Here is a 23,679-nt window from a genome sequence, read left to right as displayed (position 1 = left end):
CCCGCCCCGTTTGCCCTGGATCGTGCGATGGATTGCATTGCCGGTAAAGCGCGATTGCGGAAGCGCTCGCTTTACCGCTATCGTTGCGATGCGAGCGTGGGAACATACCAGGAGTTCTGCCTATGGCGATCAAGGCCGCGATCTATCACCTCACGCACTACAAGTACGACAGGCCCGTTACGCTCGGTCCCCAGATCATCCGGCTCCAACCCGCCCCACACTCGCGCACCAAGGTGCTCACCCATTCGCTAAAGGTCAATCCAACCAATCACTTCGTGAACATTCAGCAAGACCCGTACGGCAATTTCCAGGCGCGGTATGTGTTTCCAGAACCGGTGACCGAACTCAAGATCGAGGTCGATCTTGTTGCCGACATGACGGTTTACAACCCGTTCGATTTCTTTGTTGAACCCGAAGCCGACACCTGGCCGTTCAGCTATCCCGAGGCCATAGCGCCAGATCTGGAGATCTACAGGAAGCCTGACCCGAGCTTTGGGCCATTGTTCAGGGATTTGATTGCTTCGATTGACAGGACACCCAAGAACACTGTCAATTTTGTCGTCGACCTCAACGCTCGGTTGCAGCGCGAGATCGGCTATATCGTGCGGCTGGAACCAGGCGTGCAGACACCCGAGGAAACTCTGGAAAAAGCCAAGGGAAGCTGCCGCGACACCGGCTGGCTTCTCGTTAACACCTTGAGACACCTGGGGTTTGCGGCACGGTTCGTCTCGGGATATCTCATCCAGTTAAAACCAGACCTCAAAGCGCTCGATGGTCCATCGGGGACCGAAAAGGACTTCACCGACCTTCATGCCTGGTGTGAAGTGTATCTGCCGGGCGCCGGATGGGTGGGGCTCGACCCGACATCGGGGCTGCTGACCGGAGAGAGCCATATTCCGCTCGCTGCGACCCCACATTTCGCCAACGCGGCCCCGATTTCTGGCATGGCGAGCTTTGCCAATGTCGAATTCGATTTCGACATGACAGTCACTCGCGTTGCCGAACACCCGCGGATCACCAAACCATTTTCGGACAATTCTTGGGTGGACTTGAGCGTTCGGGGCCGCGAGATTGACGAAAAATTGGCCAAAATGGACGTTCGGTTGACGATGGGCGGCGAACCGACTTTCGTTTCCATCGACGACTTCGAATCCGGCGAGTGGAATGCCGATGCCGTCGGCCCCACCAAGCGCGAAAAAGCCGACATTCTGATCCGGCGTCTGCAGCAGCGTTTCGCACCCGGCGGGTTCCTCCATTACGGACAGGGCAAATGGTATCCAGGCGAAACCTTGCCGCGCTGGACCTTCTCGCTCTATTGGCGCAAGGACGGCGAGTCGGTCTGGAAAAATCCCGAACTGATCGCCCACGAGACGTCCGACAAGACCCCGAGTCCCGACGTGGCCAAGGCCTATCTCACCGAATTTGCGACGGCGCTGGGTCTGGATGGCTCAACCATCCAGCCCGCTTTTGAAGACCCCGCAGACTGGATCTTGAAGGAAGGCAATCTGCCCGAAAATGTCGACCCGACCAATTCCAAACTGAAAGACCCCGAAGAGCGGATGCGCATGACGCGTGTTTTCGAGCGGGGACTGAACGATCCCACCGGCTATGTATTACCGGTCCAGAAATGGAATGCACCAGCGCAGGCTTCACGCTGGTTGACCGAAGTGTGGAAGACGCGGCGCGGCAAGCTGTTTCTGGTGGCCGGAGATTCCCCCGTCGGCTATCGCCTGCCGCTCGGCACCCTGCCCCATATTCCCGAAAGCGATTATCCCCATGTCGTCGCCGAGGACCCCACGATCCCGCGTAAGGATTTACCACCGCGCGACGACTTACCGGTGGCGAGCCTCGTCGCAGACGAAGTCATCGCCCAGACGCAAGTCGAGCAGGAAATTACCGATATCGAAGGCAAGGTGCGCACTGCGCTTTCGGTCGAGCCGCGCGATGGGCGGCTGACGGTTTTCATGCCGCCCACCGAAAAACTCGAAGATTATCTCGAACTGATTGCTGCTGCAGAAACGGCTGCCGAAAAGCTGGGGCTACCGGTCCATATCGAGGGCTATTCGCCGCCATCTGACCCACGCCTCAATGTGATCCGGGTGGCGCCTGACCCTGGTGTCATCGAGGTCAATGTCCACCCGGCGACCAACTGGGACGAGTGCGTTTCGATTACCGAGGCGGTCTATGAGGAAGCGCGACTCTCCCGGCTGGGTGCCGACAAATTCATGATCGACGGCAAGCACACTGGTACCGGTGGCGGCAATCACGTCGTTGTCGGTGGTGCGACGCCCAATGACAGCCCCTTCCTGCGTCGCCCCGATCTGCTGAAATCGCTGATCCTGCATTGGCAGCGCCACCCGTCCCTATCCTATTTGTTTTCCGGCCTTTTCATTGGGCCGACCTCGCAGGCTCCGCGGTTTGATGAAGCCCGGCACGACAGCCTCTACGAGCTTGAAATCGCCATGGCGCAGGTGCCCGCACCTGGAGAAGGGGAAGAGCCTCGGCCCTGGTTGGTCGACCGGCTGTTCCGGAACCTACTTGTCGATGTGACTGGCAATACTCATCGTTCTGAAATCTGCATCGACAAGCTCTATTCCCCTGACGGACCGACCGGGCGCCTGGGCCTTGTCGAATTTCGCGGCTTCGAGATGCCCCCAAACGCCAGAATGAGCCTTGCCCAGCAATTGCTGGTGCGCGCACTGATCGCCCGGTTCTGGGAAGATCCGATCAAAGGCAAGCTTGTGCGCTGGGGCACCCGATTGCACGACAGATTCATGTTGCCCCATTTCGTATGGGCCGATTTCCTAGATGTGCTCGATGACCTGCGCGAACACGGTTACGATTTCAAACCCGAATGGTTCGAAGCCCAGCTTGAATTCCGCTTTCCCTTCTGCGGCGAAGTGACGGTGGCCGACCATACGCTCGAAATCCGTCAGGCACTTGAGCCATGGCATGTGATGGGAGAGACCGGTGCTATCGGTGGCACTGTGCGCTATGTGGATTCCTCGCTCGAACGGCTTCAGGTCAAGCTGACTGGCGCAGAACCTGAACGCTATACAGTGGCGTGCAACCGCCGGCCGCTCCCCTTGACCAAGACCGGTCTGTCCGGTGTTTCGGTTGCCGGAGTGCGCTACAAGGCTTGGCAACCGGCGTCGGGACTTCACCCCAATTTGCCGGTTAACACCCCGCTGGTGTTCGATGTCTACGACAATTGGACAGGGCGCGCTGTGGGTGGTTGCGTCTATCACGTTGCTCACCCGGCGGGTCGGAACTACGAGACCTTTCCTGTGAATGCCAACGAAGCCGAAGCAAGACGGCTTGCACGATTCATACCCAGTGGACATAGTGCCGGTACTTTTGATTTGCCGACCGAAGCGCCCACGCCCGAGTTTCCTCTGACGCTGGACCTGAGGCGACCTCACCAGTGGCTCTAGATGACTGCTTCGAACAAGCGCGCCAAGGCACCCAAAATGCCTGATCTGATCGGCGCTTACCGCCCGATTTCCGGGGTGCCCGACGAAATGGTTGCACCCGACGGCACTGTAAAGCCCGGCTGGCTAAAATTCATGTCGGCGCTGGATGCGCTGGGCAGCGAAGAGCTAACGAACCGGTTTCAGCACGCCGACCAGTATTTGCGCGATGCCGGCGTGTTTTACAGGATGTATGACGGGCTGGAGCAAGGCGAGCGCGACTGGCCCCTGGCACACATACCGCTGCTTATCGCCGACGACGAATGGCGTGGCATCGAAGCGGGGCTGGCCCAACGCGCCGACCTTCTCGAAACAGTGATCGCCGACATCTACGGACAAAACACATTGGTCGGCGAAGGCCTGCTGCCTCCCGAACTGATAGCCGCCAATCCTGAATTCTTGCGCTCAATGGTGGGCATCACGCCGATGAGCGGCCACCATCTGCATTTTTGCGCCTTCGAATTGGGGCGCGGCCCTGACGGCCGTTGGTGGGTGCTCGGCGACCGCACACAGGCCCCCTCGGGTGCCGGCTTCGCGCTGGAAAATCGCGTGGCAACAACACGGGCGCTGGCCGATGTCTATGCTGATCTCAACGTCCATCGGCTTGCCGGGTTTTTCCGCGACTTCCGAAACGCTTTGACAGATATGGGTGGGGACGGCGCCGGTCGGGTTGCCATTCTCACACCTGGACCACTCAACGAAACTTATTTCGAACATGCCTACATAGCGCGTTATCTCGGCTTCCTGCTGGTGCAGGGCGAAGATCTCGTTGTCGTCGATGGCAAGGTGATGGTGCGCACAGTCTCCGGTCTCAAGCCGATTTCGGTACTCTGGCGGCGGCTCGACGGCGATTTCACCGATCCTCTGGAATTGCGCCAGGAAAGCCAGATCGGCACGCCTGGTCTTGCCGAAGCTGTACGACGCGGCACGGTTGGGTTCGTCAATTCACTCGGCGCGGGCATCCTTGAAACCCGCGCGCTTGGCGCCTTCCTGCCCGCCATTGCCAAATCCCGGCTCGGGACAGATCTTGCCCTGCCCAACATAGCAACCTGGTGGTGTGGGGGCGAAGCGGCTCGCGCCTATGTTCGTGAAAATTTCGATTCCCTGCTCGTTGGCCCGGCGCTTTCCACGCTGCTCTCGATCGATGACGATGGCGGGACATCGGCAATCGGCGACCTTGACCCGAAGGCACGCGCGACGTTGCTGGCGAAAATAGAGGCCGATCCGAAGGCGTTTGCGGCACAAGAGGCCGTGAAACTTTCAACGGCGCCAGTGTATGTTGGCGGCGCTCTGGAACCACGTCCGATAACCCTTCGGGTCTATGCAGCGCGTACCGAAAATGGCTGGTCGATCATGCCCGGCGGCTTTGCCCGGGTCGGCTACGCGCTCGATACCGCTGCCATTGCCATGCAGCGTGGCGGACAGGCTGCGGACGTATGGGTTGTCAGCGAACAGCCCGTCGAACAGGTGACCCTGCTCGCCAGTTCCAATTCGAAGATCGAGCGCAACCCCTCTGGCAATCTGCCATCACGTGCCGGCGACAACCTGATCTGGCTGGGGCGATATGCCGAGCGGTGTGAAGCCAGCGTGCGCATCTTGCGGGCCTATCATCTTCGGCTTGCAGAACTGGGACGCGAAGACAACCCGCTGCTTGTCGCAACCCGCGACTACCTCGAACCTCTGGGAATTGACGCGACCGAAGCGGTGCCTGCCGGACTTCTAGCCATCATTGACGGCGCTATACGCTCGGCCAGCCAGATCCGCGACCGATTTTCACCCGATGGCTGGCTCGCATTGACCGACCTGCAAAAGACAGCAAAACGGTTTGAGCGCACCATTAAACCGGGCGACGACGCGACCCGCGCGATGACTGTGCTGTTGCGCAAGCTGGCCGGCTTTTCCGGACTTGTGCATGAAAACATGTACAGGTTTGCTGGATGGCGCTTTCTCGAGATCGGGCGCCGTCTCGAGCGCGGGATTCAGATCGCCGAAATCGCCACTTGGCTGTGCGCCACCGATGCACCCGATGGCGCCACCGAAATGCTGCTCGAAATCGGCGACAGCGTGATGACCCATCGCCGCCGCTATGGATATGGATACGGCAATCTGGGCGCCATCGAACTCTTGATTTCCGATCCACTCAATCCGCGTTCAGTGATGTTCCAATTGACCGAATTGCTCGAGCAGCTCAAGGAGCTGCCGGGCGGTCGTGCCGACGGACAGCTCTCTGCAGCGGCACGCGGAGCGCTCAAGCTGCAGACCGAACTGGCCGTCATCGAAATTGCCGACATCAACCCCGACGTCCTCATCGGCATCAGCAATGGGCTTGGCAATGTTTCCGACCTGATCTCGGGGACCTATTTCTGATGCGCAGTATTGGCCGTGCCAGACCAATGGCGGATTGAGCATGCTCTATGACATTCGTCTCAAGCTTGAATATGCATATGATGCGCCGGTCTCAGGCGGGCGGCACCTTGTGCGGGTTATCCCGGCCAATCTGCCGGGGGTGCAGCGGGTGATCGCGGCAAGTTTGAGCGTTTCCCCCCAGCCCGAGGAGCTGTCCGAGTTTACCGACTTCTTCGGCACGCGGGTGGCAACGCTTGCCTATCGCAGCACCCATGACGCGCTCGAAATTGCCATTTCGGCACGCGTCGAGGTCATGCGGGGCGCGCCCGGTATCGATTTATCCCCGACGCTCGACGCCCTTGAAGCCGAGATTTCTGCCAACTGGGACATGGGGGCGCTCTCACCGCACCATTTTCTGGGCGTCAGCCCCCGCATCGATGTTGAGCAGGGAATTACCGACTACGCAAAGGCAAGCGCAAAACCGGACATCTCGGTGCGCGGTTTGGCCCATGATCTGTGCCTGCGCATCCATGCTGATTTTGCCTATGACGGCGAGGCCACGCTTGTCGATACCCCGGTGGCCGACGCCTTTGCGCTCAAGCGCGGGGTCTGTCAGGATTTTGCCCATATCATGATCGCAGGCTTGCGCGGACTGGGCATTCCAGCGGGTTACGTTTCGGGCTTTTTGCGGACGTTGCCCCCCGAGGGCGAAGCCCGTCTTGAGGGCGCCGACGCGATGCACGCCTGGGTCAAGGTGTGGTGTGGCCGCGAAGCCGGCTGGATCGAATTCGACCCCACCAATGCAATGATGGCGGGCCAAGACCATATCGTCATCGGCTATGGACGCGATTATTCCGATGTCACCCCGATTATCGGCATGTTGCGCTCGGCCGGGGGGCAGGAAACCACCCAATCGGTCGATGTGCTCGAAGTGGCCTAGACAGTACCCATGCGTCGCGCCATGAATTTTTCCAACCAGACAAACCCGTCATAGATCAAGACCGCCAGTGCGCCGACGATAAGCCCGCCCTGCAGGACAAACGCAGTGTTGCCCGACACCAGCCCGGCGATGATCACTTCGCCCAGCGTTCGCGCCGCCACCGTCGAACCTATGGTGGCAGTCGACAATGAAATGACCGCAGAAAGCCTGATGCCGGCAAGAATGACCGGAAAGGCAAGTGGCAATTCAACACCGCTCAATCTTTGCCAGCCTGTCATCCCGGTGCCGCGCGATGCCTCACGCACAGAAGGCGCAAGCGATGTCAGTCCGGTCAAGGCATTCTCAAAAATCGGCAGCAGGCCATACAGAAACAGCGCAACAAGCGTCGGACCGGTGCCAAACCCGAGCATGGGCACCGCCAGGGCCAGAACGGCGACCGGCGGAAATGTCTGCCCGATATTGGCAATGGCACGCGAAAGGGGCAGGAACTCCTCACCGAATGGACGCGTGACCAAAATGGCGAGCCCAACCGCGAACAAGGTCGCAAACAGTGTCGCAATTCCAACAATCGCCAGATGGCTCAGCGTGAGCGAGAGGATCGTGGTCTGGGTATAGATCGGCGGCGTGCCCTCGCGCACCAGCGGTGCGAACAGTGGCGCAAAGGTCTGGGGCGTGACGATAAACGCCACGAGCAGCACAAGGACCACCAGCCTGATGATGACGCCGATCTTCATTGTGGACGGGCCGCACGTTTTTCGAGCGCCGCACGGGTGACGATGCCGACGGGCACGCCTTGTTTGGTCACCGGAAGGGCCGAACGCTGTGACCAGAGCATTTCCGAATACGCGTCACGCAGCGAAAGGTCGGTGCCGACCGGCTGGCCTTCGGCCTCGCCCGCTTCGACAACCGAGGCGACGGTGTCGAGAGTCAACAGCCGGAAAGCCTTGTCGCCCGAGCCCAGCATTGCCTCCACGAAATCATCAACAGGGTTGGCGATGATCTCAGCCGGCGGAGCGTATTGCAGAACCTTGCCCTCACTCATCACGGCGATACGGTCGCCCAGGCGAATCGCCTCATCCATGTCGTGAGTCACCAGCACCACGGTGGTCCCCAACCGCTGCTGTATCTCTACAAGATCGGCCTGCGCCTTGGCGCGGATGATGGGATCGAGCGCCCCGAACGGCTCATCCATGAGCAGCACTGAAGGTCCGGCAGCCAGCGCGCGGGCGACACCGACACGCTGTTTTTGTCCACCCGACAGCTCATGGGGCATACGCGCACGGTATTGGTCCGGTTCAAGCTGGAACATGTCCAGGAGCTCATCGACCCGAGCGGAAATTTTGGACTTCTCCCAGCCCAAAAGCCGCGGGACCGTACCGATATTGTGGGCAACGTCACGATGCGGAAAAAGCCCGTGCCCCTGAATTGCGTAGCCGATCTGGCGGCGCAGTTCGAAGGGCGGAAGGTCGTGCGTATCACGCCCGTCGATCCGGATGATGCCAGCGCTCGGCTCGACGAGGCGATTGATCATGCGCAACAGAGTGGTCTTGCCTGAACCCGACGTACCGACGATCGCCACGATCTGCTTACTGGGCACTGTGAGTGTCACGTCATCGACAACGGCGCGGCCATCATAGGTTTTTGTGAGGAGGTCGATTTCGATCATGGTCTGCCCTTCTGGCGGCCCTGGCTCAATTCCACACCAGCGTCGAGAACGATGGCCGCGGCGAACGCCATGGCCACCGCCGGTATGGCGCCGAGCAGCACCAACGGCATTGCGGTTTGTGAAATGCCCTGGAAGACGAAAGTGCCAAGCCCTCCGCCACCGATCAGCCCGGCGATGACTGCCAGGCCGATGTTTTGTACCAAGATGATGCGGATGCCGGTGAGAATGACGGGGAAAGCCAATGGCAATAACACACCTGTCATGCGCTGACCGTTGGTCATGCCCATACCGCGCGCCGCCTCATTGGCATCGCGCGGCACCCCATCCAGCCCGACGACGGTATTGGAAACGATGGGTAGCAGCGAATAGGCGAAAAGTGCGAGGAAGGCCGGTGCATATCCGATGCCGCCGATGCCGAGTTCGCGAGCGCCGGGCACGTTGGCGCCGACCCATGCCATAGGTGCGATCAACAGTCCGAACAGAGCAATCGAAGGCACCGTCTGAACGACATTGAGACCACCAAGAATGCCGGCCCGCACTCTGGGTATGCGGTAGCACATGATCCCCACCGGCACCCCGACAAGAACGGCAGCCGATACAGCGCCGAAGGCAAGCAGCAGATGGATCTGCAATTGAGTGAAAAACGCGTCCTGGCGGCTTTGATACTCGCGCATCACAGCCAGATCGTCCCACAGACCGGACGCAAGGATCATCCACAGAACACCGGCGACCGCGACAAGAATACCGACCCGGACGAAGGGTCCAAGCCGGAGCCGGGCTAGCGCATCGGTTGCCGCAAGCGCAAAGGCGAAGACCATGATCCAGACACCTGAGCCTGGCGAAACGCGGGCATAGGTATCGCCCTCTGGAATAAGGGCGCTGGCGCCCAGTCCCACTGCAAGAGCCAAAGCGACAAGTGCCAGGCTCGACACGGCCAGCCGAACCCCAAGCGGGGTCTTGAGCAGCAACACCAAGAGCGCAATGGCCAGACCGATGTAGAGCGTAACGCCGCCGGCCGCCATTGCGTCCCATGCAGGAACAGCCTCACCGGGCACGATCCGATTGGCCCGAAAGACAAGAAAGGATTGAAAGACCAGCGCAAACAGGCCCAGAGCGGCAACCACCACTCCGAGCTTATCAATACGCAATGAATATGTCCCGGCTCGGGTGAGTACCGCCAAAACGATTGGGGGCCGCAACGTCTAAGGCGCGGCCCCGTCTCCTCTAGAGGAAGCCGTTTTCGGTCAAGTAGGATTCCGCGACCGCCCCTGCGGGCTCGCCTCCCACCTGAACGCGACCGTTAAGCTCCTGAAGCACTTCGAGTGTCAGGCCCTCAAAGACCGGTGCAAGGATGTCTTCGATCTGCGGGTACTCTTCCAGAACCGCTTCACGGATAATCGGTGCAGGTGCATAAACCGGCTGCACGCCCATATCATCGTCCATGACCACGAGACCAGACGGCGCAATACCGCCATCTGTACCATAGACCATGGCTGCATTTGCACCCGAGGTCTGGTTGGCGGCTGCGGCGATCGTTGCGGCGGTATCGCCACCGGAAAGCTGGATCAACTGATCCGATGACAGCTCGAACCCATATGCTTCCTGGAAGGCGGGGAGCGCTGCCGGCGAGGTAACAAACTCGCTCGATGCGGCCAAAATCACCTCGCCGCCATCGGCGATGTAGGCACCGAAATCGGACATGGTGGCAAGAGCGTTTTCATCGGCGATATCCGAGCGCACAGCAATAGCCCAGGTATTGTTGGCCGGAGATGGCGTCAGCCAAACAACACCATTTTCCTCAAGGTCCATTTCGGCGACGCGATCGAAACCAGCTTGGGCATCGTTCCAGACATCCTCGTCCTCAAGGCCGAAAAAGAATGCGCCATTGCCGGTATATTCTGGATAGATATCGATCTGGCCCGCGGCAATCGCCTCGCGCACGATTGGTGTGGCGCCGAGCTGAATACGGTCTTGAGTCTCGATATCGTTCGCCTGCAGCATCTGCAGGATGATATTGCCGATGACGCCGCCTTCGGTATCGATCTTGGACGACACGACGACCTGCCCATAGGCAGTTGTGGTCAGCGCAGCGGTAACAGCCGCGCCAGCAATGATGGAAAGCAATTTCACGGATTTTCTCCCGGTCTGGCTCTGGTCATGTTTTCCGGCCTCTAGCCTACAGCCTGAAGCCGGGATGACCACCCCTGAGACCAGAAATAATCGTGAACGGAAATTGTTCCCTTTGTGATCCACAAAAATTGATGTGCGAGAATATCAGTCCGCAGTGTAGGGCAGATACCCGACAAATCCCGTAAGTTTCCAGGCACCCTCAATCTTGGCCAGCGTATAGACCGACTGCCAGTTCAGAACGTCAAACGTGTCGTCCTTCATCTGAACTTTGCCGTCAAATTTCTTGTGAGCAAGCGCCCGCTCACCGTTGATTTCGATCTCGCTCAGCCGCGTCGCGCCAAACACGCCGGCCCGCGCCAGATCGATATCAGCACGTGGAGCGAAACCGCGAGCGCCCGCCAGCCAGGAATCCTTGTAGGTCTCAAGAGTGGGAAAACTGATGCGCCAATTGTCGGGATTGTCCGAAGCCTTGCCATCAATTCCCATGAACCGGTCGGCGGCGAAATCGGGTTCGACCATCGACCAGTCGCAGGCCAGGAAGGCTTCAATGTCGCGCGCCACCAACATCTCCCAGATGGCGTGACGATCAGGATCTCCCGCAAAGGGATTGAGCGCAAAAAGGTCCATTTACCTGAGCATATCCTTGTAGATACCGGGTTTCGAATTGGGAATTTCCATAGCGTCCAGCTTTTTCTTGTAGAACGCAACCGGCCCTGGATCCCCTATCACCCCATAGGCGAACCCCCTGTCGCGAAGATCCTCAAGCGTTCGGAACAACAAAGCCTCACCAAGACCGCGCCCGCGCGCCGTCTCCAATACACCCGTTGGGCCGAAAAATCCGCGCGCAGTGACATCGCCGCAGGCAAACCCCAAAAGTCCGGTGGCGTCGGTCGCCAGCCAGACGTCTATGGGCTGATGGGAAAACGCCACTTCGACTTCGCTCCGCCAATGGCGGGAGAAATGAGTTTCGACCCAGTCGGCAACCATCCCGCGCTCGGGAGGGAGAGCCCGGCGCAGGGTGGTGCCTTGACCCGTGACGCGCGAATAGTCGTAACGGGGAAGATCGTAAAGACGAACGAGAAGGTCCATCAGGCAGCGTCCACGTCCTGAAAACGATGCCGCACGAAATGACCGGGTTCAACCTCAACCGGCAGGCCCGCAGCCTTGCGAGCAAGGTCTCGAACCGCTTCGACATTTTCAGCGAATGCCTTGCCCCCGTCGGCATCGGCCACGAACCGGACGTGAGGATCCGGAACCGCCGAAAGCAAAACCTTGGTATAGGCGTGCTGGGGATTGGATATCACGCTTTCCGAGGGCCCCCACTCGACCACCTGCCCGCCAAACATCACAGCTGTGTCTTCGGCGAGGTAATGGGCTGTAGCGATATCGTGCGTGATGTAGAGAAAGGTGATGCCGCGCTCCGCTTTCATGCGCTGCATCAGACCCAGAACCGATTTGCGGATCGATACGTCGAGCATTGAGGTGGGCTCGTCAGCAACGATCAGTTCGGCGCCGACAGCAAGCGCTCGCGCCAGATTGACCCGCTGGCGCTGGCCGCCGGACAGCTCGTGCGGATATTTCTCGAGCGTGACCGCAGGATCGAGTTCAACATCAGCCAAAACACCCTGCACAGCATTGGCCAGTTCGGCACCGCCGATTTTCTGGTGCAGCTTGAGCGGGCGTTCGAGATGATGTCGGATCGTGTGCGCAGGATTAAGGGCTGCAAACGGATCCTGAAACACCATCTGGACGGCCTGGGAATAGGCAAGCTCTTCACTCCGCCCCCTGATATCGGCGATATTGCGGCCCTTGAACCGCACTTCCCCTTCAGAGAGTTGGAACAACCGTGTAACGGCGCGCCCGATTGTGGATTTACCCGAGCCCGATTCCCCAACCACGGCCAGCGCCCGGCCCTTACGAACGGTCAATGACACGTTGCGCATCGCCACAACGTCCTTGGCGGCGCCGAACATAGGTTTGAGATGAAAGACTTTCGACGCATTGTCGATTTCGAGAAGCGGTGTATCGCTCATCAGCTTGCCTCCCTCACTGCAATGCGCGGCATCGCATCCCAGAGTTTCTGTGTGTATTCATGCTGTGGGTTGGAAACGATTTCGGCCGTTGCTGCATGCTCGACGATCCGGCCCTCCAGCATCACAGCGATCCTGTCGGCAAACTGGCTCATCAGCGCCAGATCATGGGTGATGAACAGGATCGAAAAACCGAACCTGGCCTTGAGCGCCATGATCTCCTGCAAGATCTCGCGCTGGACGACCACATCGAGCGCGGTTGTCGGCTCGTCCATGATGATCAGCTTGGGATTGAGCGCCAGCGCCATGGCCAGCACCACCCGCTGGCGCATGCCGCCCGAAAGCTGGTGCGGGTAGTCATCGAGCCGTTCCGGTGAGATGCCCACCAGCGATACCAGCTCTTCTGCCCGCGCGCGGATTTCCGCTCTGCTCAGGGCCGTGTGACGGGCCAGCATGTCTCGGAATTGTTCAAAGAGCGTCAGCACCGGATTGAGCGAATTCATGGCACTCTGGAACACCATTGAAACCGACGACCAACGCCATTTTTCGAGTTTGGCAGCGGGCATGGCCAGGACATCGTCACCATCAATCAGGATCGTACCCTTGGAAATGATGGCGGGCGGGCGATGCAGGCGCATAAGTGAAAAGGCGATTGTGGACTTTCCGCACCCGGACTCCCCGGCAAGTCCCATGACCTCGCCTTGCCCAATGTCGAAATCGACGCCTTTGACGGCTGTGAACAGCCCCTTGCCGGTGAGATAATCAACCTGCAAGCCGCGAACCGAGACCAGAGCGCTCATTGTGCTGCCTCCAGCTTGCCGGCAGCACGCTGGCGGTCGAGCTTCTCCTGGGCCTTGGCCGCGGCGGCAATTGTGCCGAGCGTGCGAAGGCGCGGGTTGGAGATTTCATCAACCCCGAAATTGAGCAGGGAAAGGCCGACACCGATTCCAGCCACGGCGAGCGCCGGCGCCAGAACTTCCCACCACGCCCCAACTGTGATCGCCGAGGAATTTTGCGCGTGATAGAGCATGGTGCCCCAAGAAACCGACATGGGATTGCCAAGGCCGAGAAATTCGAGCGTCGCCTGGGTGATGATTGTATAGGTCACCGAACCTATAAAGTTGAACCCGATGATCGAGAGCAGATTGGGCAGCAACTCAACAAAGATCATCCGGTGGGCCGGCTCGCCGATCAATTCGGACGCCTGAATGTATTCGCGCTGTCGCAACGTCATGGTCTGGGCCCGCGTCACCCGCGCGCCCCATGCCCACGAAGTGACCCCGATGATGATGGCGATAACAAAGGGCGAGGTTTGGCCGACAAACGCCGCGATCACCAGCAAAAGCGGCAACTGGGGAATCACGAGAACGACATTGGTCGAGAAGTTGATGATTTCATCGATGACGCCACCAAAATAGCCGGCGGCAATGCCGAGCACTGTACCGATCAGGACCACAAGTAAGCCCGCGAAGAAACCGACGGCAAGCGATGTGCGCGTGCCGTAGATCAACTGGGCGAAAACGTCCCGACCCATCCGGGTGGTACCCATCAGCGCTTCGGGATCGGGCGGGGTATGGGGGCGGCCAACCCGATCCATGGGATCAAGAGCAAGGATCATCGGACCCAGAACGGCGACAAGGACATAGGCAAGCACGATGACGAGACCGAAAGCGGCCTTGCGATTGCGCAGAAAGACTTTGAGCGTTTCGAGCATCTTTATGCCTTCCGCAAGCGAGGATCGAGCATGACGTAGGCCAGGTCGACGATCAGGTTGGCTGTCAGGATCGCCAGCGTCATGATGAGCAGCTGGCCCTGGATGAGCGGATAATCACGGGTGACGATGCCGATGTAGAGCATCTGGCCAAGCCCGGGATAATTGAACACAACTTCGGTGACCAGCGAGCCGCCCAGGATGGCGCCAAGCGTCAGGCCAAGAGATGTGACAGAGGGCAATAGCGCATTGCGGGCAGCGTAATTGAACTTGACCCGACGTTCCGACAGCCCCTTGGCCAACCCCATGATGACATGGTCTTCACCCAGCTGGCCGATCATGTTGTTGCGCATGGTGACGAGGTAGCCGCCCACGAACACGATCATCAGCGAGAACACCGGCATGATGGCGTGGTAGAGCACGCTGCCGATATAGGTGAGATTGAACCCCGGATCGAGACTGGGATTATAGGCGTAGCCGGTGGGCAGCCACCGCAACATCACCCCGAAGCCAAACAGCGCGACAATCGCGATAACGACCGGCGGAATGGCCTGCAGCGCCAGGGAGGCCGGCGTTATGACGGCATCGAACCCGCCACCGCGCTTCCAGGCTGCAAACACGCCCATGAGCGAACCGAAGGCAAAGGCCATGATTGTCGCTGTCCCTGCCAGCAACAGCGTCCAGGGCAGCGCATAGGCGAGGCGCTCATTGACGGTCTGGGGATAGTAACGGATCGAATATCCCAGATCGCCAGTGAAAACCGACTTGAGATAGGAAAAATACTGCTCGTGCAGAGGGCCGGTGGCGAATCCGAAGGTTTCGACAAGAGCAGCCCTTGCTTCAGGCGGGATAGTCGTGCTCGCCTGGGCGAACATGATGTCGATCGGGTTGCCTGGCATCAGCCTGGGCAGAATGAAATTTATGGTCGCGGCAATGAAGAACGCCACTATGTAAAAGCCAAGTCGGCGCAGAACGAACGACATCACAGGTCTCCTCGGCGATGGCGGATTTGAACGTCCGCCAGAGCACTCTAAGATTGATCCCGGGCAGCGGAAAACCGCCTGGGCACGCGCGGAAAAGCTGAGCTTGAATCAGGAGGACCGCGCGGGGTCAGGTAAACCACCCTCTACGGGCCTTGCGCGCCGCAAATGGGCTGGCGGGGCGCCGGGCCGGAGCCGCTATCAAGCGGTTCGGTTCCGGCGCCCCTTTCAGACACTACTCTGCGACAGGGCGCAGATTGAGCAGGTGCAGCAAGCGCTCAGGCACACCCGAGTACACCACAGGGCGTGCGACCGGATTGTCGGCATTGAAAAAGCCGGTGAAGCGCTTGGTGTTGTACTCGTACCATAGCGGATTGTTGAAGACGTTGATCAAGGGCATTTCCTGAGCAATCTTCATCTGGATTTCGTTCATGATCTCAGTCTGCTCGGCAGAATCCACTGTCATGTTGAACGAATCCAGCAACGCATCGAGCTCGGGATTCGCGTAGCGGGCCGACTGGTAACGGCTTTGCCCGATATGGCGCGAATGCAGGGCCTGATCCATGAAGTAGTGAGGCGAAACGCCGGTCACCACAGAGTTGATGGCAGCATCATAATCGCCAGAGATCAGTGCGTCGGTCCAGGCCGGGCTTTCCGGGGTCTGCATCGTCGCGTTGATGCCGAGCTCATTGAGCCCTTCGACAGCGAGCTGCACCGTGTTGACCCAATCGGTCCAGCCGTTCGGCACGATGATGTCGAAGCTGATCGGGGCACCGCTCGGGGTGTCGATGAACCCGTCACCATCGGCATCTGCATAACCGGCAGCTTCGAGTTCGGCTGCAGCAGCTTCAATGTCGAATGTCGTGAACTGGCCGTACTCGGCCTCGACTTCAGGGTTATTCCAGGAGTGATAAGCGCGGCCCAGGCCCGAGGGGTAGTCGTTGACTGTCGGATAGCCATAGCCAGCGATGTCCACCATTGCCTGACGATCCATTGCCATGGAGAAGGCATTGCGGAAGGCAACGTCGTTGAACGCTTCGTTCAGGCCAGCGTCTTCATGCTCGAGGTTGAGCGAGAAAAACACTGGCGAGCCGGCGGGGAACCAGTAGCCGTGATTATCCGGGTCGTTGCCCACATAGGTACGTTCGATATCGGGCAGGAACGAGCCGAACCAGTCCAGTTCGCCATTGGCGGCGGCTGTGAGCACCTGGTCGTTATTGGCCAATTGCGGCAAGCGCATGCAATCGACATGCAGGTTCTCGGCGTCCCAATAGTTAGGGTTGCGGCACTGGATGTATTCCTGCGGCGTGAAGCGGTCGATTTCTGTAAGTGGCCCCGAGCCCACGGGCGAGGGATTGGTGAAGGTCACGGGATCTTCGACGTCTGCCCAGACATGTTCGGGAACGATGTAGACCTGAACGAGCTGATAGATCAGGCCGGCATCGACTTCCTTGAAGTGCAGAGTGAACGTGCGGTCGTCGACGAGTTCGACACTTTCCAGCTTGGGCCATGCAGCGCGCTGATCGAGAGCCGGGAATTCCTTGATCAACTCAAAGGAAAACACAGCGTCCTCTGCCGTCAGAGGCTCGCCATCGGACCATTTGAGCCCCTCACGCAGCGTGAAGGAGAGCGAGAGCATGTCATCGGAATACTCATAGGATTCGGCGAGACGATAATGAGGCTCACCGCCCTGCATCATGTTGAACACGACAAGCGGCTCATACATGAAGTCCTGCACAGTGGGCAGAATTGTCGTGTTGTTGTACGGGTTGTAGTTTTCAATCCACGTGGTGAGCTGCTGCGGAACGGCAGTCAGAATGGCGCGATCGTCCTGCGCCAGAGCTGCGCCGGCAGGCAGAACAAGAACGCTTGCGAGCAGCGCGCCCTTTAAGAATTTGGTGGTCATGAGTGTTGAACTCCCTCCAGTTGAACCGCGACCCCTTCGCCGCGGCTGACAGATGTTCCCTCCCCGGCATCGCATGCACCGGGATACGCCGAAAAGCGCGGGGGCCATTGTGGAGGGAATAGACAGGGGGCTGTCACGAGTGCTTTTCCGTCAATTGCGCACCCAAAACCGGCAAAACCGTCAAAATCGACGTAAATGGGGGTCACCGGCTTTAAGTATTCTACCATGGCCATATGAATAGACGATGTCATAGGCTGGAGCGAGGGGCTCCACCTTGGCCCAGAGTTCGATCTGGTCCGACCGGACCCGAGCCGAGCTCTGAATTTGTCATGTCGTGCGGTCGAGCCGGAACAGTCTGCGACTTTCCCCTCACCACACTCCGGGAGGAACGAACAATGGGCGCGATTGGGCTGGCACCGAAGGGGTTTCGCGGCCGCCTGTTTGCGATTCTGATCGCCATCACCACGATTCCCCTGGTGCTGACGGCAAGCGTATTTTTCTCGATCCTCAATTCAAACGTCGAGGACGAGACATTTGCACGCCTGGCCTTCGTGCGAGACGCCAAGCGCTCCGAACTCGATCAGTACCTGACCTTTGCGTTCCGACAGGCCGACTCGCTGACCAAGTCGAACGCGGTTCGCTATTCCATCGGTGACTTCTACGGCTTTTCCTACGCCTTCCGCCAGATCGATCCTGACCCCCAGGTGGGCCGCGATGTGCTGCACCGGATTTTTGGCATCAACGGCCAGGCGCCTGCCAGCGATGGAGAATTTTCTCCCGATACCGATGCGATGGTCTCCAACGCGCTTGAGTACGCCAACGCGCACCAGCGCTTCCACGAAGAATACTCAAGTTTCATTCGCTCGGCAGAGTTCGACAATCTCTATCTGGTCAACACCGACGGGCGCGTCGTCTATTCAGTCGACAAAGATCCTTACCTCGGCGGCGATCTGAACGGCGAAATGGCCGACACCGCGCTCGGCAAGCTTGCCGCCGCCACACTTGCCGGCACAGAGCCGGTGAGAATCGCAGATTTTGCGCTCGATCCCGAAACCGGCGCTTTCGGCGCCTACCTTGCAGTACGGGTGGAGTTTTACCAACGGCCGCGCGGCGTTGCGATCTTTCGACTTCCCGCGGGCGGCGTCAGCGCCATAGTGCAGTCCCAGGAAGAAGAGACCGGCAATTTCTACATGATTGCAGGCAATAACCGCCTGGTGTCCGCGCCTGACGATTATGGCCTGCCGATCGGCGAAGCTGTCCCTGTCCCCGACGAAGCCCGCCCCCCCACCTCGACTGCTCTTATTGGCGAGGGTTTGTCGGGCGGCGCGGCCCTGGCCGCATGGGGCCAAGTCGGCTTCGGGGATGGCGAATGGACCCTGGTTGCCGAAGTCCCGGCGCGTAGCGCATTTGCCAATTCCGAAGAACTCACGCGCGTCGTTCTGATGATAGCGGGCGTCGCCTTGCCCATTCTGTTCTGGGTGGCTTACCTGCTTTCGCGCACAATGACAGCGCCGCTGCAAAAGCTGACAGAGGTTGCAGAATCGATTGCCGCAGGCGACCTCGAACGAACAATGCCCAGCGTCGAGCGGCCCACCGAACTGGGCCGACTTGCAGAAAGCTTCAAGCGCATGCGCGACGCCATCCGCTCACAGCTTTCCCTGATCGGGCAGAAAAATGTCGAGCTTGAACGACACGTCAAACTGATCGAGGAAAAGAACGCTGCGCTCGAGGAAGCCGACAGGCTCAAGGACACGTTCGTTGCCAATACCAGCCATGAATTGCGGACCCCGCTCAATGGCATAATCGGCATTTCCGAGACGCTTTCGGCGGGGGCCGTCGGCGAACTGACCCAATCCCAGCGCAGCCAGCTCGACCTCATAAGCTTTTCCGCCCGCCGCCTGTCACGGCTGGTCGACGACCTCATCGACATCTACCGCATCCGTCAGGGCCGCATGCGCCTCGACATCCATCCTGTCCATGTGGCGACCTCTATCCGCAACGTCATGCAGCTTGCCGAACCGCTGTTGCGCGGCGAACCAGTGACCCTGGACGTCGATATTCCAGAAACCATCCCTTATGTGATGGCCGATCCTGTCCGCTTCGAGCAGGTGCTTTACAACCTGCTTGGCAACGCCATCAAATACACCGACCAGGGATCGATCTCGATAACAGCCTGGCGGGCTGGCGACGCGGTGGCCGTGGCCGTGACCGACACAGGCGTTGGAATTGCGCCGGACAGCCTCGAACGCATTTTCCAGCCGCTTGAGCGCGGCGAGAGCCCTGAAATGATCGCCAAGCCGGGCGGTGCAGGACTGGGCCTGACCATTGCGCGGCAACTGGCGAGCGCCATGCACGGAAAGCTTGCTGCCCAGTCCGACCTGGGCAAGGGCTCCCGCTTCATCCTCGAAGTCCCCGTCGCCGAAACCGAAGCCACTGAAGCGGAAATCCTGACCTATGGCGAACGCAGCGATGGCCTGCGCGAAACCATGGGTATGCTGTTGGCTGACAGCGCCGAGATGAATGCGGCCAACGCCAACGAAGCGCCGGTGATCCTGGTTGTCGATGACGAGCCGATCAACATTCAGGTGCTGCGCAACGTTCTGGCACCGCAAGGCTATGTCGTGCGCGCCGCCGAAAACGGCATGGACGCTCTCGCCGCCATTGAGAGCCACAAGCCAGATCTCGTGGTGCTCGACGTGATGATGCCGCAAATGGGCGGCCTGGAAGTCGCCAAGCGCCTGCGTGATCGGCATGGCCTGCTCGACCTGCCCATCATCATGGTCACCGCCCGCTCGCGAACCCGCGACGTGATTGCCGGGTTTGAGCATGGCGCCAATGATTACGTGGTCAAACCCTTCGTCAAGGACGAGCTCTTGGCGCGGATCGCAACGCTTCTCGAGGCCGGCCGCGCAAGAGGCACGGCGCGCGAGAACATCGAGCTGAAATCCGAGATCGAGCGACGCGTACAGGTCGAGGACGCCCTGCGTCTGTCCCAGCAACGCATGGCCCGTCTGCTCGATACGCTTGAGGCAGGCTTGATCGGGGTGAGCGAAACCGGACGCATCACTTATGCCAACCAGGCTGCTTCAGTGCTTGCCGGGCGCGTTATCGATCCAGGCAAGACACTCTTGAGCGACCTCTTGACCCCCACCATGGTCGACGCCATGACCCGCACCATTGCCGATGAAGGCCGGGTTGCGCTTGATGACGTCCCGATGGGACGGACCGGCAATCCGGTGCTGCTCAACGCTTTCGAGATCGAAGCCGACGCAGGGGGCGGATTTGCGCTGGTCATCACACCCGACACCGCGCAAACCCGCCAGCAGACAGACCATCTGGTGCGCTCGGTTCAAGGCGTTCTCGACACAGTGGGTCCAGTCCTGATCGAACAGCAGGCGACACATCCTCTGGTCGCCACGATCGACCCGGTGATCCCGCAGGGCAAGGAAGCCTATCGGGAAACGATAGTGACCGTGATGACCCAATCGATTGCCCTGTGGCGGCGTGCAAGGGGCGGATCAAAGATCGATTTTGCAGAAAAGAGCGGCGTCTGGCGCGTCAATCTTGATCGCTCATCGCTGCAGGCGAGAACGCTCGATAAATATCTGTTGATCGAAACCCTACCCGCCAACCCACGCTGGCGCGATGTCATCCAGACCGCCGAATTCGTGTTGACCGACGTCGAAGCCCAGATCGGGCAGAGCGCAGAACTCAACGCCCAATACGAACAATTGCGCATCCTCGCCCAGACCCTGCGCGACCTGGTGCGCGAACATATTCTCCCCAAACCTCGGGGGGAATCCGAACCGGCAGGCACCCAGGACGCCTGACTGCACCACCCCAACTCCCCCAATTTTATAAAGGCCCCATCTATGCCCACGCCCTCATTCCGCCTCGAAGCGGACTGGAACCCGGAAATCGCGACCCCCGGCCAGCTCAAAATCACCCTGATCAACACCGCAGATGAGCCGGTCGAGGGGTTCAAGCTCGGCGTTACATCGCTGTTCCGTATCAAGCCCGACAGCCCAATTGAAGGCGCACGCCTTATCGAGCAATTGTCCAATTACCATGTGCTTGCGCCCGAGGATGGATTCGTGCTCGCACCAGGCGCGCGTTGGGAGATTGTGGCAAAAGAGATTTCCCACACGCTGCGCCATTATACATACGGCCCCAAATCCGCAGCGATTACGCTTGCCGATGGCACAATGGTTCTACCAGAAATCGCTCCGATGACCCTCAAAGGCGAAGCCGGAATACCCACTATAGTCCATCCGGCACGGCGGCCCCTGGGCAAAGCCGAAACGACGATCAGCGTCATCCCCTTTCCCGCCGCCGTCGAAGTCACTGGAAGTGATCTGCCCGCGATGATCGGCTTCGGCGAGGGACCGGAAATTGCCTACAATGCCTATGAAGCGGTGGCAGATCTGGCCGGTCGCCTGTTCCCCGGCGAAACTCTGTTCGGCGATGGATTGCCCATCCAGTGCCTGACCGAGCAGGGGCTGGCCGAAGGCGCATACGAGATCGTCTTCGGGGAAGCCGTAACATTGAGCGCAGGCGACGCCGATGGCTTCCAGCATGGTTTCATCACCCTCGCCCAGATGCTGCGCGGAGCGCAAAAACACCCCGAAGATTTCATCTTCCCCACCTCCGGGACCATATCGGACGCCCCGCGCTTTGGCTGGCGCGGCAGTCATCTCGATGTGGCACGGCAGGTTTATACCGTCGATGAAATCAAGGCGTTTCTCGATACGATGGCCTGGAACAAGCTCAACCGCTTCCATATCCATCTCAACGATGATGAAGCCTGGCGGCTGGACGTGCCGGGCTATCCCGAACTTGCAGAAAAGGCAGCGTGGCGCGGACCCGGCGAAATCCTGCCCCCGTTGCTTGGCTCGCCATTCGAGCGGCACGGGCTTGTCTATCGCGCGGAAGATGTAACCGCCATGGTCGACCATGGGCTGAGCCTTGGCATCCAGACAATCCCCGAAATCGATATCCCGGGCCATTGCTATTGCGTACTCAGGGCCCTGCCCCATCTTGCCGATCCCGACGAGACCGGTATTTACCGTTCGGTGCAGTATTTCCCCAACAATGCGCTCAATCCCGCACTTGAGGAGACCTATAAATTCCTTGAGGCCGTCATCAAGACGCTTGTCGACCTGTTTCCTGCAAAATGGATCCATATCGGTGGCGACGAAGTGGCCGATGAAGCCTGGTCCGGTTCGCCACAGGCCAAGCTGTTGCAGGGCCCAAATGGGTGGCAGGGCACGTTCGAACTCCAGTCCCATTTCCTCAAGCAAATCCAGTCGCTGCTGAAAAAATACGGCAAGGACACCGGTGCCTGGGAAGAGGCGGCGTTGGGCGGCGGCGTGGACCCCGATCGCTCCTACCTTGTGGCATGGAAGAAGTCGGAAAGCGGACGCGATCTTGCGATTGAGGGCTATGACGTTGTTCTCGCGCCAGCAGAACACGCCTATTTCGACATGGCCCAATCGACACAATGGTGGGAGCCGGGCGCAAGCTGGGCCGGCACGGTCTCGGTTGAAACCTGCTACGCGTTCGACCCGGCCCATGATTGGCCGGCGGAGGTGCACGACAAGCTGATCGGCGTGCAGTCATGTCTGTGGAGCGAAAATCTCGCCAACCGCGAACTGTTCGATCACCTGACCTATCCGCGTCTGTCGGCCATCGCGGAAACCGGGTGGAGCCAACGCGAGGCAAAAGATTTTGCTCGGTTTATGGCAATCCAGACCCTGATGCCCAGGGCCAATCTAGGCCAGGGCGAGTAACCCGGCGCACACGCCTGCGCCCAACAGGAAGGGCACAACCTGCCCTTCCTTGCTCGCCGGCAATTCCTGCTTGAGAATGTTGAGGATCATACCACCAGCCAGAAGCGCAAAGGCAAGGCCCGAAACGGTCGCTGGAAACTGCACAAGAGCACCAAGCGCCCACCCCACCAAAACGCTGGCCGCCATGACCCAACGTCCGATCCGATCATAGAGCGCCTGATGCCGGCGTCGAAAAACCGTATCGAGCACCAGAATGTGCAGGCCGAGGACAAGAAAGTAGAACAGTTCCTGTTCGGCCCCCTTGTCACCGCGATGTTGGAGAAAATAGCCGATCAGCGCGAAATAGAGCGAGAACCCGGCCATATGCGCAGCGAACCCTGTAGTGCCGCGCATACGCTTGGAATGGCTGAGATAGGTTTCAAGGGCATAATATATGCAGGTGCCAGCAAGAAGCACCGGATAGAGCAGATCTTCGAGCTGTCCATTGCCGCTCTCTTCGATCCGCAGCCGGTGATAGCCGATCTCAGGCAGGAGATGGACGAAAACGTACGCTGTTGCAGCGCCCCCGGCAAAGCTGAGCCCGGCCGGCCGGCGCAGCCTTGCGCCTATACCCAGCCGACCGGCAAAAATACAGATCAGTGCAAATCCGAATGCACTCAGGGCCGCCAAACCGTTCATGGCCCCTCAATGCGCAATGCGGCCCGATGGTTC

At 59.5% G+C, this 23,679-nt stretch carries 17 protein-coding genes; 5 read left to right on the top strand and 12 right to left on the bottom strand.

Annotated features, from left to right (window positions below; translation table 11 throughout):
* The first annotated feature begins 122 nt into the window (after positions 1 to 122).
* The 3 genes from ACN0TA_RS16030 to ACN0TA_RS16020 are packed head-to-tail and all read left to right on the top strand — an operon-like array spanning position 123 to position 6,756.
* A complete protein-coding gene (locus ACN0TA_RS16030; RefSeq protein ID WP_417584761.1) occupies positions 123 to 3,434 on the top strand; it encodes a DUF2126 domain-containing protein in 3,312 nt (1,103 codons plus the stop codon).
* Positions 3,435 to 5,837 (top strand): circularly permuted type 2 ATP-grasp protein, encoded by a 2,403-nt coding sequence (locus ACN0TA_RS16025; RefSeq protein WP_417584759.1) that lies wholly within the window; start codon positions 3,435 to 3,437, stop codon positions 5,835 to 5,837.
* 40 nt (positions 5,838 to 5,877) lie between these two features.
* Entirely contained in the window at positions 5,878 to 6,756 is an 879-nt protein-coding gene (locus ACN0TA_RS16020) for a transglutaminase family protein (protein WP_417584757.1), read from the top strand.
* Here the strand turns inward: ACN0TA_RS16020 and ACN0TA_RS16015 are convergent.
* The 11 genes from ACN0TA_RS16015 to ACN0TA_RS15965 form a co-directional block, all read right to left on the bottom strand.
* Positions 6,753 to 7,490, bottom strand: coding sequence for an ABC transporter permease (locus ACN0TA_RS16015; protein ID WP_417584755.1), 738 nt, complete (start codon positions 7,488 to 7,490; stop codon positions 6,753 to 6,755). The two genes, ACN0TA_RS16020 and ACN0TA_RS16015, sit on opposite strands and share 4 nt — an antisense overlap.
* On the bottom strand, positions 7,487 to 8,422 hold the full coding sequence (locus ACN0TA_RS16010) for an ABC transporter ATP-binding protein (RefSeq protein WP_417584753.1): 936 nt from the start codon (positions 8,420 to 8,422) through the stop codon (positions 7,487 to 7,489). Before ACN0TA_RS16010 ends, ACN0TA_RS16015 begins: the two co-directional genes overlap by 4 nt.
* The gene (locus tag ACN0TA_RS16005) at positions 8,419 to 9,570 is read right to left on the bottom strand and encodes an ABC transporter permease (protein WP_417584751.1); all 1,152 of its coding nucleotides are present in this window, start codon (positions 9,568 to 9,570) and stop codon (positions 8,419 to 8,421) included. Before ACN0TA_RS16005 ends, ACN0TA_RS16010 begins: the two co-directional genes overlap by 4 nt.
* Before the next feature lie 76 nt (positions 9,571 to 9,646).
* The gene (locus tag ACN0TA_RS16000; protein ID WP_417584749.1) at positions 9,647 to 10,552 is read right to left on the bottom strand and encodes an ABC transporter substrate-binding protein; all 906 of its coding nucleotides are present in this window, start codon (positions 10,550 to 10,552) and stop codon (positions 9,647 to 9,649) included.
* Between the two features lie 144 nt (positions 10,553 to 10,696).
* Positions 10,697 to 11,179, bottom strand: coding sequence for a hypothetical protein (locus tag ACN0TA_RS15995; RefSeq protein WP_417584747.1), 483 nt, complete (start codon positions 11,177 to 11,179; stop codon positions 10,697 to 10,699).
* On the bottom strand, positions 11,180 to 11,641 hold the full coding sequence (locus ACN0TA_RS15990) for a GNAT family N-acetyltransferase (RefSeq protein ID WP_417584745.1): 462 nt from the start codon (positions 11,639 to 11,641) through the stop codon (positions 11,180 to 11,182).
* Complete coding sequence (locus ACN0TA_RS15985) at positions 11,641 to 12,585, bottom strand: ABC transporter ATP-binding protein (protein ID WP_417584743.1); 945 nt, start codon at positions 12,583 to 12,585, stop codon at positions 11,641 to 11,643. The genes ACN0TA_RS15990 and ACN0TA_RS15985 overlap by 1 nt, the downstream gene beginning before the upstream one ends.
* Positions 12,585 to 13,382: an ABC transporter ATP-binding protein gene (locus ACN0TA_RS15980; protein ID WP_417584741.1), complete on the bottom strand. Its 798-nt coding sequence runs from the start codon at positions 13,380 to 13,382 to the stop codon at positions 12,585 to 12,587. The genes ACN0TA_RS15985 and ACN0TA_RS15980 overlap by 1 nt, the downstream gene beginning before the upstream one ends.
* On the bottom strand, positions 13,379 to 14,296 hold the full coding sequence (locus ACN0TA_RS15975) for an ABC transporter permease (RefSeq protein ID WP_417584739.1): 918 nt from the start codon (positions 14,294 to 14,296) through the stop codon (positions 13,379 to 13,381). The genes ACN0TA_RS15980 and ACN0TA_RS15975 overlap by 4 nt, the downstream gene beginning before the upstream one ends.
* Before the next feature lie 2 nt (positions 14,297 to 14,298).
* On the bottom strand, positions 14,299 to 15,276 hold the full coding sequence (locus ACN0TA_RS15970; protein WP_417584737.1) for an ABC transporter permease: 978 nt from the start codon (positions 15,274 to 15,276) through the stop codon (positions 14,299 to 14,301).
* A gap of 232 nt (positions 15,277 to 15,508) precedes the next feature.
* The gene (locus ACN0TA_RS15965) at positions 15,509 to 17,179 is read right to left on the bottom strand and encodes an ABC transporter substrate-binding protein (RefSeq protein WP_417584735.1); all 1,671 of its coding nucleotides are present in this window, start codon (positions 17,177 to 17,179) and stop codon (positions 15,509 to 15,511) included.
* A gap of 395 nt (positions 17,180 to 17,574) precedes the next feature.
* Here ACN0TA_RS15965 and ACN0TA_RS15960 point away from each other — a divergent pair, with 395 nt between their 5' ends.
* Positions 17,575 to 21,009, top strand: coding sequence for a response regulator (locus ACN0TA_RS15960; protein ID WP_417584733.1), 3,435 nt, complete (start codon positions 17,575 to 17,577; stop codon positions 21,007 to 21,009).
* 42 nt (positions 21,010 to 21,051) lie between these two features.
* Entirely contained in the window at positions 21,052 to 22,968 is a 1,917-nt protein-coding gene (locus ACN0TA_RS15955; RefSeq protein ID WP_417584731.1) for a beta-N-acetylhexosaminidase, read from the top strand.
* On the opposite strand, the gene ACN0TA_RS15950 is transcribed toward ACN0TA_RS15955, so the two are convergent.
* Entirely contained in the window at positions 22,951 to 23,646 is a 696-nt protein-coding gene (locus ACN0TA_RS15950) for a hypothetical protein (RefSeq protein WP_417584729.1), read from the bottom strand. The genes ACN0TA_RS15955 and ACN0TA_RS15950 overlap by 18 nt on opposite strands.
* Positions 23,647 to 23,679 lie beyond the last annotated feature (33 nt).

It is taken from the genome of Pelagibacterium sp., from assembly GCF_048264985.1.
GTDB lineage: Bacteria > Pseudomonadota > Alphaproteobacteria > Rhizobiales > Devosiaceae > Pelagibacterium.
This window is presented reverse-complemented; position numbering and strand designations above follow the sequence as displayed.